The organism is Bacillus timonensis, from assembly GCF_004799755.1.
In the GTDB taxonomy this organism is placed as follows: Bacteria; Bacillota; Bacilli; order Bacillales; family Bacillaceae_L; genus Ferdinandcohnia; species Ferdinandcohnia timonensis_A.
The window spans coordinates 101,376-119,143 of sequence record NZ_SLUB01000001.1 but is presented as its reverse complement, the minus strand read 5'-3'; the positions used below and the strand labels follow the sequence as shown (position 1 = coordinate 119,143).

The following is a 17,768-nucleotide window of genomic DNA, read 5'->3' as shown; positions in this document are numbered from 1 at the left end:
CAAATAATCCTCCGTTACTTTGATCTATTTATTTCCTCTACCATTCGTTCTACGACTTTAGAGGAGTTGACTGCAGCGGTTTGCAGGAACTGTTCAAACGACACATCCGATTCTTTACCAGCGATATCAGATAAGGCACGAATGACAACAAATGGAACTTCAAATTGATGACAAACTTGCGCCACTGCAGCTGCTTCCATTTCTACTGCATATAAATCTCCAAACTTTCGACTGACAAATGAAACTCGTTCTGGGTCATTCATAAAGGAATCACCCGTTGCAATTAACCCAGTTACAACTTGAACATCTGTGATTCCTTCTCCACTTTTTTCGGCCAACTCAATTAGTTTTTCATCCGCTTTAAAGGCGGCAGGCAACCCTGGTACCTGCCCATATTCATAATCAAAAGCAGTAACATCTACATCATGATGTCTAACCTCAGATGAAATAACAATGTCACCTACATTAAGAGACTTTAAGTGTCCACCTGCTGAACCAGTATTCACGACATAATCAGGTTTGAATTGCAGTAATAAAATCGTTGTTGAAATTGCGGCATTCACTTTACCTATTCCTGACTTAAGTAAAATCACATCATAGCCATTGAGTGTTCCAGTATAAAACACACTTCCAGCAACTGTTGTTTCCTGTCTATTTTCAATTTTCTCCCGTAAAATGGTTACTTCTTCATCCATTGCTCCGATAATTGCTACCTTCATAAGTACGTATCACCCTTCATTTTACTGTTTCGTCGCCTCCATCACCCATACAAAATGATTAAAACGTGTGAATTCAACGGTAAAACCATTTTGCTTTGCAATTTCTTTTAAAACAGGAATGGTTGTGTAATATTCTGTTTTTAAATCATTCGCAAGATTCAAGAAGCCTTTTTGTGTTGCGGACTCAATCGTCATTGTATATTCTTGTTTATTTTCAAACATCGTATCCGCAAACACTATTTTACCACCTTTTTCAAGAATGTTTCTATACTGGGAAAAAGCTTGATTTTTCTCACTATCATTTAAGTGGTGGAAGGCATACGTACTAACGATTGTATCAATTTTGCCCATAGGCTTTTTAAAATCGATAAAATCCCCATCTTCAATTGTTAGAGAATAGTTTTGAAGCTTTTTCTTTGCAATTTCTCGCATCGGTACGGAAGGTTCAACACCATATACTTTCTTATTTTCGTCAAGTAGTTTTTGAGTAAGGTTACCTGTTCCCACTCCAAACTCCAAAACGGTGAGGCCAGATTTTTGTACAACATCATTTAGAATATCTTCATATCGTAAAAACACTTCCTGATATTCCACATCATTTCCTGTTACTGTGTGGTCATAAGAGTTTGCCCAACCTTCAAAAACCTCTAAAAACTCTCGCCCCATTTTCTCACTCTCCACTATTATATATTATTCCTATAAGTATACTATGAATTAAAAAAAGAACTGTTCTTAACTTACCATATTCCCCTTATTTTTTCAATTCATCATCGTCAAAAAATAGACAAAAAAAACGCAGGATTACCTGCGCCTTATTTAATCATTATCTTCGGTTTCATCTTGTTCGTTTTCGTTTTCATCTGGTTCTGAAGAATTCTTATAGTCTTTGTATGTTTGACTATCATTTTCTTTTAATTCTTCGATTTTTGTTGGTTTCCAACCTTCATTTGGAATCCAATCTAAGTACACTTTTTGAACTTGTTTTGTTGTCTTTGAAGAAACAGTTGCAATAACGGAATTTTCTCCGTTTCTTGCCAACCACCAAACGATCATATCTGAACGATCAAAACCAGTTGCATAACTTGCGGCCATCTCCATTTCATTTCGGTCAACAGAGCCTTCCGTATAAACGATACTATGTGGTTCGGCTTGTGAAGTACCAATTGGCTTCCATGCCGGATTCTCAATCGTTTTTAAAATATTTGATTCAGGATCACCCTCTGTAACAACAGCGGAATCATCAGATTCTAATTCTTTTTGCTCATCGTTCGTATCTTCAGTTTGTTTCTCCTTTGATGTTTGATCATCCGGTTTATCAGTAGTTTCTTCTTTTTCTTGCTCTTTGTCCTGTGAATCATCATCTGTGGTTGCTTTTCCCTGATTGTCTGCGGGTTGATTCGTTTGATTCGAAGAAACAGATTCGTCTACATTTTTGTCTCCAAAAATGAGCTTTCCACCAAAAAAGACAATCAAAACAACAACTAGAACAATTAAAATATTTAAGATTCGATTTACCTTTTTTCGTTTCGCTCTTCTTTCAGATCGAGGCCCTTCATATAGTTTGTCTAAATCATACCCCATTTTACAGTACCTCCTAAAAACGACTTTCTCATTCAACTATCTTCTTATTCTAGCATGTGTGACCAAAAGGTTGAAGTGATTTCTTTATTGGTCGTTCGTTTTGGTACCTTTTTCCTGTTCGATTTGATATATTCCTTGAACCATTTCATAAAAGATGGTGTTTGCTACAGATTGAGAGCCTTGCTGTTCCAAATCAACTACTACAAGTGCGTATTTTGGACTTTCGAATGGAAAATACCCCGCAAACCAACTGTTAACAAGTCCTACCTCACCTTGTTTTTTTCCTGTTTGGGCAGTTCCAGATTTACCAGCCACATGATAAGGAAGGTCAGCAAACCGCTGTCCAGTTCCAGATGTCACAACACCTCGTAGCAATTCTTGGAGTCTGCTAGCTGTATAGGGTGCAATCTTAGGTCCGTCCATATCTTGTTTTGAAAAAGAAAATAAGGTTGTGCCGTTCTTATATAACACATCACTAACTGATCGAACTTCTTTTTTTGACCCTCCACGTGCAATGGTTGCCATCATATTCACTACACCTAATGGGGTCACTCTAACATCCTTTTGCCCAATCGCAGTCTGAGCAATGGCTTTCGGAACATTTTTATCCTTTTCATCCGTCCAAATGCGACCATTATATTCATTTGGAAGTTGTTTGAAGTTTTGAAAGCGAAATACGTCGCCATTCCAGCCTACAGGTCCAAGTAAACCAAGCATTTCAGAATACTGTTCAATTACATCAGGGTCCTTTTGTAACATCTCCTGTGCCAAGCTAGCAAATGTGTAATTACAGCTTTTTGCAAAACTGTCATGGAAATTAAGCATACCGTGCGGATATTCCGCTTGCCCTTCCCCATACAAATCTTTATCGCAATTGAACATTCTGTCATTTGAAATTTGCTGTTGTTCGATTGCAGCTGCGGCAATCACCGTCTTAAAAACAGAACCGGGAAATTGTGGCATGATCATTTGATTTTGAGCACTGCCATCTTCAAATGGATTAGACGAATTAATGTTCGGTTTACTAACCATGGCAAGTAAGTCATTGGATTCAACATCAAGTAGGACAATTCCGCCTTTTTTTAATCCATTCTTATCAAGAATTTTTTCCGCCAAGAGCTGTAGGTCTTTATCTAATGTCGTTTGAATGGCGACCGGGTAGTATGGATTTGCTGGTGCAGTGTATTTAACATCAATCCCAAATAAAGGTCCCCCATCCCCTGCCACATGATATAGAAGCTTCGCCTCACCTTCAGGTAATAGGAATTCATCAAAGGTAGATTGCAGACCAGTAATTCCTAGTTTTGTATTCTGGGGTAGATAGGATTTCTCAGGATAACGCTTCTGGAATAAATCCTTATTTTCTCTTATTAGCCCGATTAAGTGTTCTGCAATATCATGATCAAGCTCATATTGACGATGGACCGCAAAAACTCCTGGAATTTGAAGATTATTAATTTTGTTCATCTGATTTTCAGTTAATTCGATGGGTCTGTCTCCACCAACAATTACGGGTTTTTTAGCATCTTGAATTTCATTTTTCAAGGTAGTTGCTGGTATCTTTACGATTTCAGCTACTTCCTCGACTGGCCATTCAATGTTTTTTAAAAAAGGAAACAATACAAGTGTTGGATAATATTCATGGGTTAATGCTTTTTTATTACGGTCGATAAATCGCCCACGCCCTTGGTCTATTACAAGTTCCTGTGTTCGTTGGGAAACACTTGCTTCAATTAAATTTATATTATGATTCGTAAATGATTCGGTACTTACGAGCTGCAATTGCATAAGTCTGCCGATTAACCCTGTTAATAGTAATAGGATTACGATTAAGATAATAAATGCACGGTTTTTAATTACCATAGAAAAACACCTCGTCTACAGTTTCGACGAGGTGTCATACTATTTATACCTAAAGAGGTTGTTCAAAATCCCTGTAAAACTGACAATATTAGTCAATTTTTGTAATTTCAACAAGCATATCTCCACCTGGAGTTTGAACCGTTACTCTATCTCCAACAAGTTTTCCAAGTAGGCTTTTTGCAATTGGTGAGTCATTTGAAATTTTTCCTTCAAACGGATCCGCTTCGGCACTACCTACAATCGTATACGTTTCTTCTTCACCATCTGGAAGCTCAATAAAAGTCACTGTTTTACCTAATGAAACCTTACCAGCGCTGTTAGCATCCTCTTCAATAATTTTTGCGTTTCGAATCATATTTTCAATTGTTGTAATACGTCCTTCAACAAATGCTTGTTCATCCTTTGCTGAATCATACTCTGAGTTCTCAGAAAGATCTCCAAAACTTCTAGCGATTTTAATACGTTCTACAACTTCTTTACGCTTTACTGTCTTTAAATGTTCTAGTTCTTGCTCTAATTTTTGCTTTCCTTCTACTGTCATTGGAAATACTTTCTCTACCATAATCCCTTCACTCCTTGTAGTCGTTACAATCCCCCTGTGATTGCTTTACATATGTAGTACGAATTGTTTTCTTTTTTTGTATAGTAAGGAAAGGAATGATAGGGAATTTCTACCATTCCTTTCCTTATAATTTGTACTAACATAACTTCTTTATCTCTGTTATGTTATTACAAAATGACATTTTGTTCAAGAATTGTTTGAATTTTTGTTACCATTAAGTCAATTGCAACGTGATTTTGTCCACCTTCAGGGATAATGATGTCCGCATATCGCTTTGTTGGTTCACAGAATTGATTATGCATTGGACGGACCACTGTTTCATATTGCTCAATAACGGATTCCGGTGTACGCCCCCGGTCTTTAATGTCCCGCAGCATTCTTCGGATAATTCGGATATCTGCATCAGTATCAACAAATAGCTTAATATCCATTAAATCGCGTAGTCGTTCATCTTCAAGAACAAGAATTCCCTCTAAAATAATGACATCCTTTGGTTCAACAGGAATTACTTCAGAAGACCTTGTATGAAATTTATAGTCATAAACCGGCTTACTTATACCTTTGTAATCAAGAAGATTTTTAATGTGCTCAATGAGTAAATCATTATCAAAAGCTAACGGATGGTCATAATTTGTATTTAACCGTTCTTGAAAAGGCATATGGCTTTGATCCTTATAATATGAATCTTGCTCGATCATTAAGATTGAGTGACCCTTAAAATGCTCAAATATAGCTTTTGATACACTTGTTTTACCAGATCCTGAGCCTCCAGCAATGCCAATGACAATTGGCTTCTTGCTCATCTTACTTCCCCTTTCGCATCATGTTGTTCGGATATACAGGCTTGTCTACTTTAAACGAAACAATTTGCAATGGATGTTTTGCAGCATCTATCTCGTTTCCGTTCTCATCCCAAATCGTTTCAACTGTTTGTGTAAAGTTGTCAATTTCAGGGCCGAAAAACTCAACCTGGTCTCCTTTTTTAAAGTAATTTCGCTGTTGCAACGTTACAATCCCTGATTCCTTATCATAGTCTAACACCAGACCAGCAAAATCATAAGTTGTTTTTTTACTATGAGTACCATACATTTGTTCTTTTACGCCAGGAACTCCTTCAAAGAAGGCAGGCGCAGTATCACGATTTGCACATTTATCAAGCTCTTTAAGCCACTCTTCATCGATGACAAAATTGTCGGGGTCGGCACTATATGCATCGATCACTTTACGATAAACACTTACTACTGTTGCGATATAGTGAATCGATTTCATTCGTCCTTCAATTTTTAAGCTGTCGATTCCTAATTCAATCATTCGTGGAATCGATTCGATAAGCTTTAAGTCTTTAGGACTCATCGCAAATGGGGCGTCCTTCTCTCCAAATAGGGCTACTTCATTTTCATTATCATCTAATTTAAATAAATCGTAATCCCATCTGCATGATTGGCAGCAGCCACCACGGTTCGAATCACGTGCTGTCATATGATTACTTAATGTACAACGACCAGAATAAGCAATACACATAGCACCATGTACAAATGTTTCGATTTCAATATCGACTTTTTCCTTCATTTCTTTAATCTCTTCAGCACTCGTTTCACGTGCTAGTACGACACGTTCTAACCCTTCTTCCTTCCAAAATTGAACAGCCTTCCAGTTGGATAGGGATTGCTGGGTGCTTAGATGTACTTCCATTTTTGGAGCGACTCGTTTGCATGTTTCAATAATCAGAGGGTCTGCTACGATGATTCCTGATACTCCAGCTTTTTCAAGCCCCATTAGATATTCATCTATTCCATCCATGTTTTCGTTATGGGCATATATATTTGTAGTAACATAGATTTGGGCTCCATATTTGTTTGCGAATTCTACACCTTCTGCGATTTCTTCTAGAGTAAAATTATCAGCGTTAGAACGTAGTCCATATTCTTGACCACCAATAAAAACAGCATCTGCCCCATAATGAACAGCAATTTTTAATTTTTCCAGGTTGCCTGCAGGTGCAAGTAATTCCGGCTTTTTGATAATTACACGCTTGCCGTCTACTATTTTTGAAATCGGTTCTCTCTCAACTGCTGTTGACATGCTTTTTCCTCCTCTTTTGTCTGATTAGTAGACTGTTTCTTTAAAGTAAAAACCTGTGTCTAGTGGGCGATTGATTGGTTGAAGTTCTTCAAGGTGCGCTAATAGTTCATCTTTGATGTCTTCATATTCATCACGATTTTCTACACATAAGTCAATTGCTTTTCGATACATATTTGTTACTTCAAGGAGATATTCAGACGATTTTAAAATCCCTTCGATCTTAAAACTGTCGACACCAGCATCAATCATCTCTTCCAATTCGTCGATAATACAAACATCATTTGGGCTCATGATATGAGTGCCATTTTCATCTTCAAAAATCGGGTATTTATTATTGCGTTCTTTATCAAATAAGAACATATCTTTTTCTTTTTTGCGGTTTTCGATTTCCATTACATTGCCTTGATATTCGAAATAGTTTCCAACTAGTGATCGCTTTGACTGGAACATACACATCATGCCATGTACTTGAACCTCAATTTCAACCTCGGCATTTTCTTTTATTTCAACGATTGAATCCATATTTAATTCTCGAGCAAGTACTGCGCGTTTTGCACCTTTTCTTCCCCAGTAATTACATGTATACCAGTTCGTAGCAGTCGTTTCTGTATTCCAGTGCAGCTTCATTTCTGGAGCAACCTCACGGACAGTCATCAAGACGGCTGGGTCTCCGAACACAATGGCATCTACATGACTATCCTTTAAAAATGTCACATAGTCTGCTAACTCGTCCACTTTTTCATTATGGTAAATAGCATTCATTGCGACATAAATTTTTGCATCATGGGCATGGGCAATTTCAACAGCTTGAACTATTTTCTCTCGATTAAATTCCCCTGCAAGACGTAATCCATATCGTTGTTCACCTATAATAAATGCTGTTGCCCCTGCCTTAATCAGTGGTTCAATATCTTCTACACATATAGGCGTGACCAGAAGTTCTGGTTTCTTCATTCCTTAACACCTCTTCTTTTACTTAATGCAACCCCATCCCCTACTGGTAAGATGGTCGTTTGGTAATCTGGGTGCTTGATGAGCCACTCGTTATACGATTTAATTTTTGCTACGAGATTTCGGATTCTTTTATTCTCGATTTCTTCCTCCGCTACAAGCCCTTTAAATAGTACATTATCAGTCACAATTAAGCCATCCTTTGAAAGACATTTTTCATAGATGTCAAAAAAATGTCGATATTGGCCTTTTGCTGCATCAATAAAAATACAGTCAAATTCACCATGCTCTTTCACTTCATCCGCAGATTCAAGAGCATCTCCAAAGATCACTTCGATTTGAGAGTTTGTCCCAGTCTTATCAATGTTTTCGAGGGCTTTTTCGTATCGTTCTGCGTCCCTCTCAAGAGATACAATTTTTGTACCAGGAAGTGCCTGGGCCATACGAATCGCAGAGTAACCGATTGCAGTACCAATTTCAAGAATTTGCTTTGGTTGAGAAATTCGTAGTATTTGAAGCATCGTTTCAATACCAACTAGTTCCATAATTGGTACATTATTTTCTTTAGCATAATGTTCAATTTCTTCAATAATTTCATTTCTTTTTGGAAGCAAACCTTCTAAATATTGGGTTATTTTACTTGATAACAAGAAAAAAACCTCCATTTCAATATGGTGGTGTAGGTAAAAAATGCCATTTTTTTATTTTCGTATGATAATAAATTTGCACATTTATTCTATCATAAAAGAAAAGGGAACGCCATATAGCGTTCCCTGGAAAATTCAAATGCGCAAACTTATTCAAGCATTGCTGAATAACATTACTCTTGCTGATTTGTAATATATTGTGCCTTTTTAGCATTATGTTCTTCCAATGTTTTCGAGTAATATACTTCTCCTGTTGGAGCTGCTAGGAAGTATAGATAATCTGTTTCAGCAGGGTTTAGTGCAGCTGATAACGAGGATTCCCCGGCATTGGCAATCGGTCCTGGTGTTAAACCTTTTATTTTATACGTGTTATACGGTGAATTCACCGCAAGATGATCATATAATACACGCTTCTTATGCTCTCCTAATGCATATAGGACAGTCGGGTCTGTTTGAAGTGGCATATCAGAATCTAACCGATTATAAAACACGCTTGAAATTGTCTCGCGATCTGTTTGAGCTGTCGCTTCTTCCTCTATTAAAGAAGCCATGGTTAATAGTTTATGGGTTGAATCTATATATTTATTTCCTTCCATAAGCCCTGTATATTTTACTAGAATTTTTTCCGATTGATCTAGCATTGTTTCAACAATTGATTCAATGGAAGGCTTTATCTCGTAAAATGGATAGGTAGCAGGGAATAAATACCCTTCAAGTGGATGTTTAATATCCTCGTTTAATATTTCTTCCGTTAAGATGCTTGGATATTTACTGATTAAACCACGAACATACTCAGTATCATCCATTTTATTTATGACTTCTTCTTGTGTATAGCCAGTTTGTTCTGCAATAATTGTCGCAATTTCCTCAAGCTGTTTTCCTTCTGGGATTACCATTTTAAAGACCGGTTCCCCCATAAAAATTCCTGATTTCAAACTTTCAATAATCTCATCAAAGTTCATAGACTGATTAAGCGTATATTCCCCAGCCTGAAAACCAGATTCATTTTTAAATTTCGTATAGTAACGAAAGACCTTTGCATTTTTTACAACTTCATGTTCCTCAAGAATACGGGCGATTGCTGTTGGTGACGAACCGATTGGGATTGTAACTTCGATTGGTTCTTTATTTGTAGGGTCTACTGGCTCAAGTGCTGATTTTATATATAAATAGCCTCCGCCTATGATTCCAGATATAGCTAATAGTAATATGATGAAAATGATAAATACTATCTTACGGATTGTTTTGGCTTCACTATGCCGTTCTTGTAGATTCTTTTTAAATAGCTCTTTTTTCGAATCGTTATCTGACATGTATGGTAAATCCTCCCCTCACTCGAATTATTATACTACATTTTTTTATCTAATTCGTCAATTTTAGGAAAGAATTCACTAGAATTTTGCAGTTTTTTCTAAAAAATCTAGTTGGTTTATAGTCAATGGGGGTATTTGGGGAAAGTTGTTGGGAAAAAGAAAAAAACAGCACGCGGCTGTTTTATTCTTCTCCTTCTTCATCAAGGAATGTATTTAACATTTCTTCGACAAGGTCCCATTCTTCTTCTGTTTCAATTGGTTTTAGTTCTCCATCTTCTCCGTCCTCAGATGGGCTAAAGCTTGATGCGTGAATCTCGATGTCTTCTTCATCCTCATTCTCATCACTAACTGGATAATAAAGGACATAAGATTTTCCAAATTCTTCTGACTCGAATGTAAATAATACTTCACAAAGAATTTCATTTCCTTGTTCATCAATTACCGTTATTTGCTTTTCACCATGTTCCATGTAAATCCACCTCATTAATTTTTACTATCTAGATACCCCTGAAGGATCATGACAGCGGCCATTTTATCGATTACTTGCTTTCGCTTTTTTCGACTTACATCTGCAGATAATAAGACTCGTTCGGCTGCTACTGTTGAAAGGCGCTCGTCCCATAAAACAACCGGCAATCCAAATTTCTCATTAACCAGATTAGCAAAATGCTGACTAGCCTCGCCACGTGGTCCAATTGTCCCATTCATATTTTTCGGTAAACCAATAACTACCGATTCTACCTCATAATCCCTGATAATTTCACCAAGGCGTTCTAAACCAAACTGCTGACGTTCTTCATTAATCTTAATGGTTTCAATGCCTTGAGCAGTCCAGCCCATTTCATCACTAACGGCGACACCGACTGTTTTTGAGCCGACGTCTAAACCGAGAATCCTCATTCATTTTACCCCTCACGATGGATCTTTAAATAAGATTTCACAAGCTCCTCAATTATTTCATCGCGTTCCAGCTTGCGGATAATATTCCTTGCATCATTATGACGTGGAATATATGCAGGATCTCCAGATAATAGATATCCAACAATTTGATTGATTGGATTATATCCTTTTTCTTGAAGAGCATCGTAGACATTGAATAATACTTCATTTACATTTGTTTCAACCGGTTCCTCTGGAAAGTTGAATTTCATTGTTTTATCAAATGAGCTCAAGTTCTGCACCTCACTCTTTAGATTCTGATGTTTGAATCCGCGCATGTAAATCTTACCATTCATTGTACACTAATCACAACTAAATAGAAACAAGAAGTGACAATTTGTATCATCCTAAAGCCTAGGATGATACAAATTTGGTGATTTTTAGATATTTTTTACCCATTCTTCTACAAACTGCAAAGCGGATTCAAGTTGGTCCGGATTTTTACCACCTGCTTGTGCCATATCCGGGCGGCCACCACCACCGCCGCCACATCGGGTTGCCACTTCTTTAATGAGTTTTCCAGCATGGAAGCCTTTTTCAATCAAGTCCTTTGTTACTCCCGCCGTTAAGTTTACCTTATCATCGTTTACAGAACCCAAAACAATGACTGCTGAACCTAGCTTTTGTTTTAAATCATCAACCATTGCACGAAGATTATTCATATCTTGAGCATTTACTTTACTATATAAAACCGTCGCACCGTTAATTTCTTTGGCTTTGTCGACAAGGCTACCTGCTTCAATATTGCCAAGCTTTGCTGAAAGTGACTCATTTTCACGTTGTAAATTACGAATTTCATGCTGTAATGCTTCAATTCTGCTTGAAACTTCAACCGGCTTTGTTTTTAGAAGATTTGCCGCTTCGTGAAGCATTTTAACTTGGTCATTGATAGCATGATATGCAGCTTTACCCGTTACAGCTTCGATACGGCGTGTTCCTGCCCCAATACCTGATTCAGAGACAATCTTGAATAACCCAATAGTTGAAGTGTTCGGTACATGGCATCCACCACAAAGTTCTAAGCTATAGTCGCCAACCTGAACTACACGTACAATCTCACCATATTTCTCACCAAATAGTGCCATAGCTCCCATCGCTTTTGCTTCCGTTAATGATTTGTAATCAATATTTACTGGGATACTACTCCAAATTTTCTCATTCACAATCGACTCAATTTGCTCAAGCTCTTCAGGCTGAATTTGACCGAAATGTGAGAAATCAAAGCGTAAACGATTGGAAGTTACGAGTGAACCCGCTTGGTTTACATGGACTCCAAGTACATCCTTTAATGCTTGGTGTAAAAGATGTGTCGCTGTATGGTTTTTAATAACACCACCACGGTTTTCTTGGTCAACCTTGGAATGCAGTTGGTCACCTTTAGCTAGACTTCCTTTTTCAATCACAACACGGTGAAGGTTTTGACCATTTGGTGCTTTCTGAACGTCTTTCACAATCAGTTTTGTTTTTTCATTTTCAATGGTACCTTCATCCGCGATTTGTCCACCACTCTCAGCATAGAAAGGTGTTTTGTCTAAAATAAGTTGAATCTCCTCACCCGCTGTTGCCTTCTCAACAACTTCTCCATCTTTTACGATTGCAAGAACGGTTGATTGTGCTTCAAGTTCATCATAACCAACAAACGTACTTTCTACTTTTATTTCTCCAAGAACACCACTTTGAACTTGCATAGAATCGACATCTTGACGAGCAGATCTAGCTCTTTCACGTTGGTTTTCCATTTCGCGTTCGAATCCTTCGTGATCTACCTTCATGCCTTCTTCTTCAGCATATTCCTCTGTAAGTTCTACAGGGAAACCATACGTATCATATAAACGGAAAACATCAACACCATCAATTGTGTCACTGTCTTTTGCTTTTTCCTTTTGAATAACAGTGGATAAAATAGCTAGTCCATCATGTAATGTTTCATGGAAGCGTTCCTCTTCAGTTTTCACAACTTTTTGGATAAATTCGGTTTTTTCTTTCACTTCCGGATAAAAATCAACCATAATTTCGCCTACAACCGGAACAAGTTCATACATGAACGGACGATTAATAGATATCTTCTTTGCGTAACGAACGGCACGTCGTAATAATCTTCGGATAACATAGCCTCTTCCTTCATTGGATGGAAGTGCTCCGTCACCTACTGCAAATGTAACTGTTCGGATGTGGTCAGCAATCACCTTAAATGCCTCATCCTTTTCGTTTTCCTTTCCGTATTTTTCACCGGAAATGGACTCTGTTGCCTCAATAATTGGCATGAATAGGTCTGTGTCAAAATTGGTTGGCACATTTTGAATAACAGAGCACATTCTTTCTAGACCCATACCCGTATCAATGTTTTTCTTAGGTAGTGGGGTATATGTACCGTCTGGGTTATGGTTGAATTGTGAAAACACAAGATTCCAGATTTCTAAATAACGTTCATTTTCTCCACCTGGATATAATTCAGGATCATTTGGGTCATTCCCAAACTCTTCACCACGGTCAAAGAATATTTCTGTGTTCGGACCACTTGGACCTTCACCAATATCCCAGAAGTTTCCTTCTAGACGAATAATGCGCTCTTCAGGAATTCCAATTTTTTCATTCCAAATTTTATGAGCCTCATCATCTTCTGGATGAATTGTTACAGAAAGCTTTTCAGGATCAAACCCAATCCAGTCCTTGCTTGTTAAGAATTCCCATGCCCACTCAATTGCTTCTTCTTTGAAATAATCACCAATTGAGAAGTTCCCAAGCATCTCAAAGAAAGTGTGGTGTCTTGCAGTTTTCCCTACATTTTCAATATCATTTGTACGAATGGATTTCTGTGCATTACAAATCCTTGGGTTTTCAGGAATGACACGTCCATCAAAGTATTTTTTTAAGGTAGCAACACCACTATTAATCCAAAGTAATGATGGATCTTCATGTGGGACTAAAGAAGCACTAGGCTCAATAGCATGCCCCTTTGACTGGAAAAAATCTAAAAACATTTGTCGTACTTGTGCTGATGTTAATTGTTTCATATCATAACCTCCACTATCATTTTAGACATAAAAAAAATACTCTAATCCCTAAAAAACAGGGACGAGAGTATGCTCGCGGTACCACCCTGATTATGGACGTAAAAAATAAAACACGTCCATCACCTTCGTATATTGATAACGGTATTCACCGGTAGGTTTGCCTACACTCAGGAGTAGCGTTCTGTTACCCTTCATCCGGAATCTCTCTCAGCCATGGAAATCCCTCTCTGGTTTGATGGTTCTGTAACATACTTGTTCCTTCATAGTTTTCGTTTGTAATACATCATTTCTTGTCAATTATATTCAAGTCAAAAATGTTTGTCAATCCTAGCGTTATTCCTTACGAATAACTGTAAAATGCTGCTTAGCATGGATGATAAATACCTTAAGAATAGCAACAACCGGTACAGCGATGATGAGTCCTACAACCCCGCCTACTTCTCCTCCTAATAAAAGTGCTGCAATAATGACAATCGGATGTAGCCGCAGGCTTTTTCCGACAATAATCGGTGATAGCAGGTTTCCTTCAATAAATTGAAGTCCGAAAACGACAATGATCACAATGATCACCATTTTCATTGATATAGTGGCAGCAATAATGACCGCCGGAATGGCACCAATAATCGGTCCAAAGTAAGGGATGATGTTTGTAACTCCAACAATACTACCAAATAACAATGGATACTTCATACCAGATATCCAAAATGCCACGGACGCTGTTGCGCCGACTAAAAGACATACGATGAGTTGCCCTCTGATGTAATTTCCCAGCGACTCGTCAACATCTCGAAAAAAAAGCTGTCCCGTTTTTCTAAGCTTTCTCGGGGTCATGTACCAAAGTGCTTTTATCATTTGGTCATGGTCCTTTAACATATAAAAAACAATGAACGGAATGATTGCAATGATAAAGATTGAATTGAGCAGACCTTTCAAAAATGAAATAGTCCTCGAAAGCAGGTAATCCACATAACTTTCAACTGAATTAAGCAAATCATCAAGCTGTCCGTGAACGAAAGCTGGAAGCTGTGATGTACCTGATTCGATTTCTTTTAGCCAAACCCTGTACGTTTTACTGAATTCCGGGAAGCTATCGGCGAGATCCTTAAGTTGAGAAAGAATAACTGGGATTCCTTTATATATTGCAATCCCAATTCCCCCGAAAAAGAGGAAATAGATAAGTAAGATGGCAAGTGATTTGGGAAACCCGCGATGGCTAAGCTTTTCAATAATTGGATGAAGCAAATAGGTGATAAAAACAGAAATGATAAAAGGTATTAAAAATGTTTTTAAGAGTGAGACAATCGGGAGCCAGATCGGAGCCAATTTTAGAAAAATATAGATTGTCAAAAATGCTAGTAGTAAAAACGATAATCTAAAAATCCATTTGACTCTATTTTCGTTCATCTGTTCTCACTCCTCCCCTAGTAGTTTTTGGAATATTAGTGGTTTTATACAGACGAGCGTTTGTAGATTTCATTGTAAAAATACTGATTATTTTGTAAAATAGTGTTGAAAGGATGTGGTCATTTGATTTTTAAAACACGTGGTGAAAATGATGAATTAGAGCTATTTCAATTTTTACGGGTTCGCAAGAAATTAGAAATTGAGGAAGAAAACAATTTTACCTATCTCGAAAAGGGCTGGCTCGGTGAAAAACAATTTGACAATATGCTTCTAGATCTTCCAAATGAATGCCTCATTTTGAACAACCTTCTCCTAAAAGTAAACAACACCTTTTTCCAAATTGACTCTCTGCTTCTCACACAAAAGAAAATAAACATTTTTGAAGTAAAAAATTACGAGGGAGATTATTTCTTCAAAAATGACCGCTTACACATGATTTCTGGTAAAGAGATCAAAAATCCGCACATCCAAATAACCCGCAGTGAATCGTTATTTAGACAACTTCTCCAAGAGTTGAGATTTAATATCGCAGTTGAGTCTCAAGTTATATTCATAAACCCTGAGTTTTATCTATACGAGGCTCCAGTAAACGCACCATTTGTCTTTCATGCACAACTCGGTCGATTTTTGAAAAATTTAAATGAGACCGTTTCAGCATCTACGATTTCTGGGAGTCATATGCGATTTGCGGAAAAGTTGGCTTCGTTGCATATCACCCAAAATCCGTATTCCCGGCTGCCAGCTTATACATATGAAGAGTTGGAGAAAGGGATTGTGTGTCGGGGTGGGTGTGGATGTCTTGACCTTGAAGATTCAAATAGACATACTTTGATTTGTAAAAAATGTGGGTTTGTTGAGGGCAAAGAGTCAGCAATTTTAAGGAGTATAGAGGAGTTTAGGTTTCTTTTTCCTGAAAAGCGAATAACTGTGGATGTTATTTATAATTGGTGTAAGGTAATAAAATCTAAGAAAATCATACAAAAATTACTATCTAAGAATTTTGATTTGGTTTTGTTTGGTAGAGGTTCTTATTACGTAGATAAGATGAAAAAATAAGTTTGTGTTTTTCTTGAATGGGGGCGGCTGAAGTATTAAAAGCAAGCCCTCCCGCTTTACGTGGTTCGCTGCCTCCTAATTTTATCCAAATGATTGCTTCTTTCTGGCCTTACCTGGTTCAGCACCTCCTAATTTTACCCAATCCCATACCTCTTTCTCGCCTTACCTGGTTCGCTATCTCCAATTTTATCCAAGCTCATACCTCTTTCTTGCCTTACCTGGTTCGTCATCTCCTAATTTTATCCAAGTACATACCTCTTTCTGGTCTTACCTGGTTCACTATCTCCTAATTTTATCCAAGTACATACCTCTTTCTTGCCTTATCTGGTTCGATATCTCCTAATTTTATCCAAGCACGTACCTCTTTCTTGCCTTACCTGGTTCGTTATCTCCTAATTTTATCCAAGACCACACCTCTTTCTTGCCTTACCTAGTTCGTCATCTCCTAATTTTATCCAACCCCATACCTCTTTCTCGTCTTACCCGGTTCATTATTTCCTAGTTTTATCCAAGACCACACCTCTTTCTTGCCTTACCTGTTTCGTCATCTCCTAATCTTATCTACCCCCATACCTCTTTCTCGTCTTACCCGGTTCACTATCTCCTAATTTTACCCAAATACATACCTCTTTCTCGCCTTACCCGGTTCAGCACCTCCTAATTTTATCCAAACTCATACCTCTTTCCTGTTCTATTTACCTTAGACACCAAAAAACCCCACAACCGTGGGGTTTTTCTTTTCTTTTCCCTTACATATTAGAACATTTTCGCAATCCGTTTGCGCATTTTTTTCATGTTGCGGGCCGACATGACATCGTTTCTTTGCATAATTCCGTATGCCGCAGCACCTAGACCCATCGTGATTAGAGAAGTCATAGCTTTATTCATAACCTCTTCACTCCTTGTTTAGGATTACATACTGATCCTTCTATCGTCGTCAGCAAACAGATCATCCAACGAACTGAGTGTGCCATCTTCCTCTACCTGATGCGTGAATATTTGTCCTTTATTTACAGATAACTCAATAAAACATCCCCAGCAGTAATATTGGTTTACACCAATTTTACCGATATCCTTACTTTTACAATTTGGGCACTTCACAGGGTACACCTCACATCATGGAATTCCTAAGTTACACATCAACGACGATGACATCTTCGCCAATTTTTAAAGGCTTCTCAGTTTTAACCACTTTTTTTCCTTCAGTAATATCAGCAAAAAAGCCATCCGTTACTTCATACCCTATAATCGTGCCCAATTCCTCAGTAAAATATACGTCTTCAAGTAAGCCTAATTTTTGTCCTTCAGCAGACAATAAAGGCTTTCGGAATAATCCATGATGGGTGTGTAAAAAATATGTTGGTGTATCAGCTTCGTGATCTAGATGCTCAAGCATCTGCACATTCGAAACCATAACACCGTCATCTCCTATGGCAGAGATGCTTTGGATGGGGACTACTCGATCACGTTCAAATAGTCCTTTTCCTTTCATAATTAAAGCATTTACCTTACCATCTGATGTGATACAAAGATCAGCAACTCGGCCGATTACCTCGGCAGAATGTTCATCATAAATCGGTAAATTCTTGAGTAGTGAGAATGTCCGCAAAGATAATCGCCACCTTTCCGAACATTAC

19 protein-coding genes and 1 other annotated feature are annotated in these 17,768 nt (G+C 37.8%); of the genes, 1 reads left to right on the top strand and 18 read right to left on the bottom strand.

Annotated features, from left to right (window positions below):
- Positions 1 to 14 precede the first annotated feature (14 nt).
- The 15 genes from mtnN to E1I69_RS00480 all read right to left on the bottom strand — a co-directional run bounded on the left by mtnN (position 15) and on the right by E1I69_RS00480 (position 15,075).
- A complete protein-coding gene (gene mtnN / locus E1I69_RS00550; RefSeq protein ID WP_136377693.1) occupies positions 15 to 719 on the bottom strand; it encodes a 5'-methylthioadenosine/S-adenosylhomocysteine nucleosidase in 705 nt (234 codons plus the stop codon).
- 21 nt (positions 720 to 740) lie between these two features.
- Positions 741 to 1,385 carry a class I SAM-dependent methyltransferase gene (locus E1I69_RS00545; RefSeq protein WP_136377692.1) on the bottom strand — a complete coding sequence of 215 codons (645 nt, stop codon included), beginning with the start codon at positions 1,383 to 1,385 and terminating at the stop codon, positions 741 to 743.
- A gap of 150 nt (positions 1,386 to 1,535) precedes the next feature.
- Positions 1,536 to 2,300 (bottom strand): YrrS family protein, encoded by a 765-nt coding sequence (locus tag E1I69_RS00540; RefSeq protein ID WP_136377691.1) that lies wholly within the window; start codon positions 2,298 to 2,300, stop codon positions 1,536 to 1,538.
- 84 nt (positions 2,301 to 2,384) lie between these two features.
- A complete protein-coding gene (locus tag E1I69_RS00535; protein WP_136377690.1) occupies positions 2,385 to 4,163 on the bottom strand; it encodes a peptidoglycan D,D-transpeptidase FtsI family protein in 1,779 nt (592 codons plus the stop codon).
- Positions 4,164 to 4,251: 88 nt separating this feature from the next.
- Positions 4,252 to 4,728: a transcription elongation factor GreA gene (gene greA / locus E1I69_RS00530; RefSeq protein WP_136377689.1), complete on the bottom strand. Its 477-nt coding sequence runs from the start codon at positions 4,726 to 4,728 to the stop codon at positions 4,252 to 4,254.
- A 164-nt stretch (positions 4,729 to 4,892) separates the two neighbouring features.
- Positions 4,893 to 5,528, bottom strand: coding sequence for a uridine kinase (gene udk, locus E1I69_RS00525; RefSeq protein WP_136377688.1), 636 nt, complete (start codon positions 5,526 to 5,528; stop codon positions 4,893 to 4,895).
- A gap of 1 nt (position 5,529) precedes the next feature.
- Positions 5,530 to 6,807: a peptidase U32 family protein gene (locus tag E1I69_RS00520; protein ID WP_136377687.1), complete on the bottom strand. Its 1,278-nt coding sequence runs from the start codon at positions 6,805 to 6,807 to the stop codon at positions 5,530 to 5,532.
- 24 nt (positions 6,808 to 6,831) lie between these two features.
- Positions 6,832 to 7,761, bottom strand: a complete 930-nt coding sequence (locus E1I69_RS00515) for a peptidase U32 family protein (RefSeq protein WP_136377686.1) — start codon at positions 7,759 to 7,761, stop codon at positions 6,832 to 6,834.
- Positions 7,758 to 8,408 carry an O-methyltransferase gene (locus E1I69_RS00510; RefSeq protein ID WP_136377685.1) on the bottom strand — a complete coding sequence of 217 codons (651 nt, stop codon included), beginning with the start codon at positions 8,406 to 8,408 and terminating at the stop codon, positions 7,758 to 7,760. The genes E1I69_RS00515 and E1I69_RS00510 overlap by 4 nt, the downstream gene beginning before the upstream one ends.
- Positions 8,409 to 8,578: 170 nt before the next feature.
- Positions 8,579 to 9,718 carry an endolytic transglycosylase MltG gene (gene mltG / locus E1I69_RS00505; RefSeq protein WP_136377684.1) on the bottom strand — a complete coding sequence of 380 codons (1,140 nt, stop codon included), beginning with the start codon at positions 9,716 to 9,718 and terminating at the stop codon, positions 8,579 to 8,581.
- 181 nt (positions 9,719 to 9,899) lie between these two features.
- Positions 9,900 to 10,187 (bottom strand): DUF1292 domain-containing protein, encoded by a 288-nt coding sequence (locus tag E1I69_RS00500; protein WP_099352171.1) that lies wholly within the window; start codon positions 10,185 to 10,187, stop codon positions 9,900 to 9,902.
- 14 nt (positions 10,188 to 10,201) lie between these two features.
- Complete coding sequence (ruvX, locus tag E1I69_RS00495) at positions 10,202 to 10,618, bottom strand: Holliday junction resolvase RuvX (protein ID WP_136377683.1); 417 nt, start codon at positions 10,616 to 10,618, stop codon at positions 10,202 to 10,204.
- Positions 10,619 to 10,623: 5 nt separating this feature from the next.
- Positions 10,624 to 10,890 carry an IreB family regulatory phosphoprotein gene (locus tag E1I69_RS00490; protein WP_010678229.1) on the bottom strand — a complete coding sequence of 89 codons (267 nt, stop codon included), beginning with the start codon at positions 10,888 to 10,890 and terminating at the stop codon, positions 10,624 to 10,626.
- Positions 10,891 to 11,037: 147 nt separating this feature from the next.
- Positions 11,038 to 13,671, bottom strand: coding sequence for an alanine--tRNA ligase (gene alaS, locus E1I69_RS00485; RefSeq protein ID WP_136377682.1), 2,634 nt, complete (start codon positions 13,669 to 13,671; stop codon positions 11,038 to 11,040).
- Positions 13,672 to 13,725: 54 nt separating this feature from the next.
- Positions 13,726 to 13,944 (bottom strand) — a binding site (T-box leader).
- A gap of 60 nt (positions 13,945 to 14,004) precedes the next feature.
- The gene (locus E1I69_RS00480) at positions 14,005 to 15,075 is read right to left on the bottom strand and encodes an AI-2E family transporter (protein WP_136377681.1); all 1,071 of its coding nucleotides are present in this window, start codon (positions 15,073 to 15,075) and stop codon (positions 14,005 to 14,007) included.
- Between the two features lie 123 nt (positions 15,076 to 15,198).
- Between E1I69_RS00480 and E1I69_RS00475 the strand changes: the two genes are divergently transcribed.
- Entirely contained in the window at positions 15,199 to 16,131 is a 933-nt protein-coding gene (locus tag E1I69_RS00475; protein ID WP_136377680.1) for a nuclease-related domain-containing protein, read from the top strand.
- Positions 16,132 to 16,887: 756 nt separating this feature from the next.
- Here E1I69_RS00475 and E1I69_RS00470 read toward each other — a convergent pair.
- The 3 genes from E1I69_RS00470 to E1I69_RS00460 are packed head-to-tail and all read right to left on the bottom strand — an operon-like array spanning position 16,888 to position 17,740.
- Positions 16,888 to 17,019, bottom strand: a complete 132-nt coding sequence (locus tag E1I69_RS00470; RefSeq protein WP_136377679.1) for a YrzQ family protein — start codon at positions 17,017 to 17,019, stop codon at positions 16,888 to 16,890.
- 24 nt (positions 17,020 to 17,043) lie between these two features.
- Positions 17,044 to 17,232, bottom strand: coding sequence for a hypothetical protein (locus tag E1I69_RS00465; protein WP_099362011.1), 189 nt, complete (start codon positions 17,230 to 17,232; stop codon positions 17,044 to 17,046).
- A gap of 31 nt (positions 17,233 to 17,263) precedes the next feature.
- Positions 17,264 to 17,740, bottom strand: coding sequence for a PRC-barrel domain-containing protein (locus tag E1I69_RS00460; RefSeq protein ID WP_136377678.1), 477 nt, complete (start codon positions 17,738 to 17,740; stop codon positions 17,264 to 17,266).
- Positions 17,741 to 17,768: the final 28 nt, after the last annotated feature.

Coding starts and splice junctions, on each gene's coding strand:
- mtnN (WP_136377693.1), bottom strand. CDS start 719: ATGAAGGTAGCAATTATCGGAGCAATGGATGAAGAAGTAACCATTTTA.
- E1I69_RS00545 (WP_136377692.1), bottom strand. CDS start 1,385: ATGGGGCGAGAGTTTTTAGAGGTTTTTGAAGGTTGGGCAAACTCTTAT.
- E1I69_RS00540 (WP_136377691.1), bottom strand. CDS start 2,300: ATGGGGTATGATTTAGACAAACTATATGAAGGGCCTCGATCTGAAAGA.
- E1I69_RS00535 (WP_136377690.1), bottom strand. CDS start 4,163: ATGGTAATTAAAAACCGTGCATTTATTATCTTAATCGTAATCCTATTA.
- udk (WP_136377688.1), bottom strand. CDS start 5,528: ATGAGCAAGAAGCCAATTGTCATTGGCATTGCTGGAGGCTCAGGATCT.
- E1I69_RS00520 (WP_136377687.1), bottom strand. CDS start 6,807: ATGTCAACAGCAGTTGAGAGAGAACCGATTTCAAAAATAGTAGACGGC.
- E1I69_RS00515 (WP_136377686.1), bottom strand. CDS start 7,761: ATGAAGAAACCAGAACTTCTGGTCACGCCTATATGTGTAGAAGATATT.
- mltG (WP_136377684.1), bottom strand. CDS start 9,718: ATGTCAGATAACGATTCGAAAAAAGAGCTATTTAAAAAGAATCTACAA.
- E1I69_RS00500 (WP_099352171.1), bottom strand. CDS start 10,187: ATGGAACATGGTGAAAAGCAAATAACGGTAATTGATGAACAAGGAAAT.
- ruvX (WP_136377683.1), bottom strand. CDS start 10,618: ATGAGGATTCTCGGTTTAGACGTCGGCTCAAAAACAGTCGGTGTCGCC.
- alaS (WP_136377682.1), bottom strand. CDS start 13,671: ATGAAACAATTAACATCAGCACAAGTACGACAAATGTTTTTAGATTTT.
- E1I69_RS00480 (WP_136377681.1), bottom strand. CDS start 15,075: ATGAACGAAAATAGAGTCAAATGGATTTTTAGATTATCGTTTTTACTA.
- E1I69_RS00470 (WP_136377679.1), bottom strand. CDS start 17,019: ATGAATAAAGCTATGACTTCTCTAATCACGATGGGTCTAGGTGCTGCG.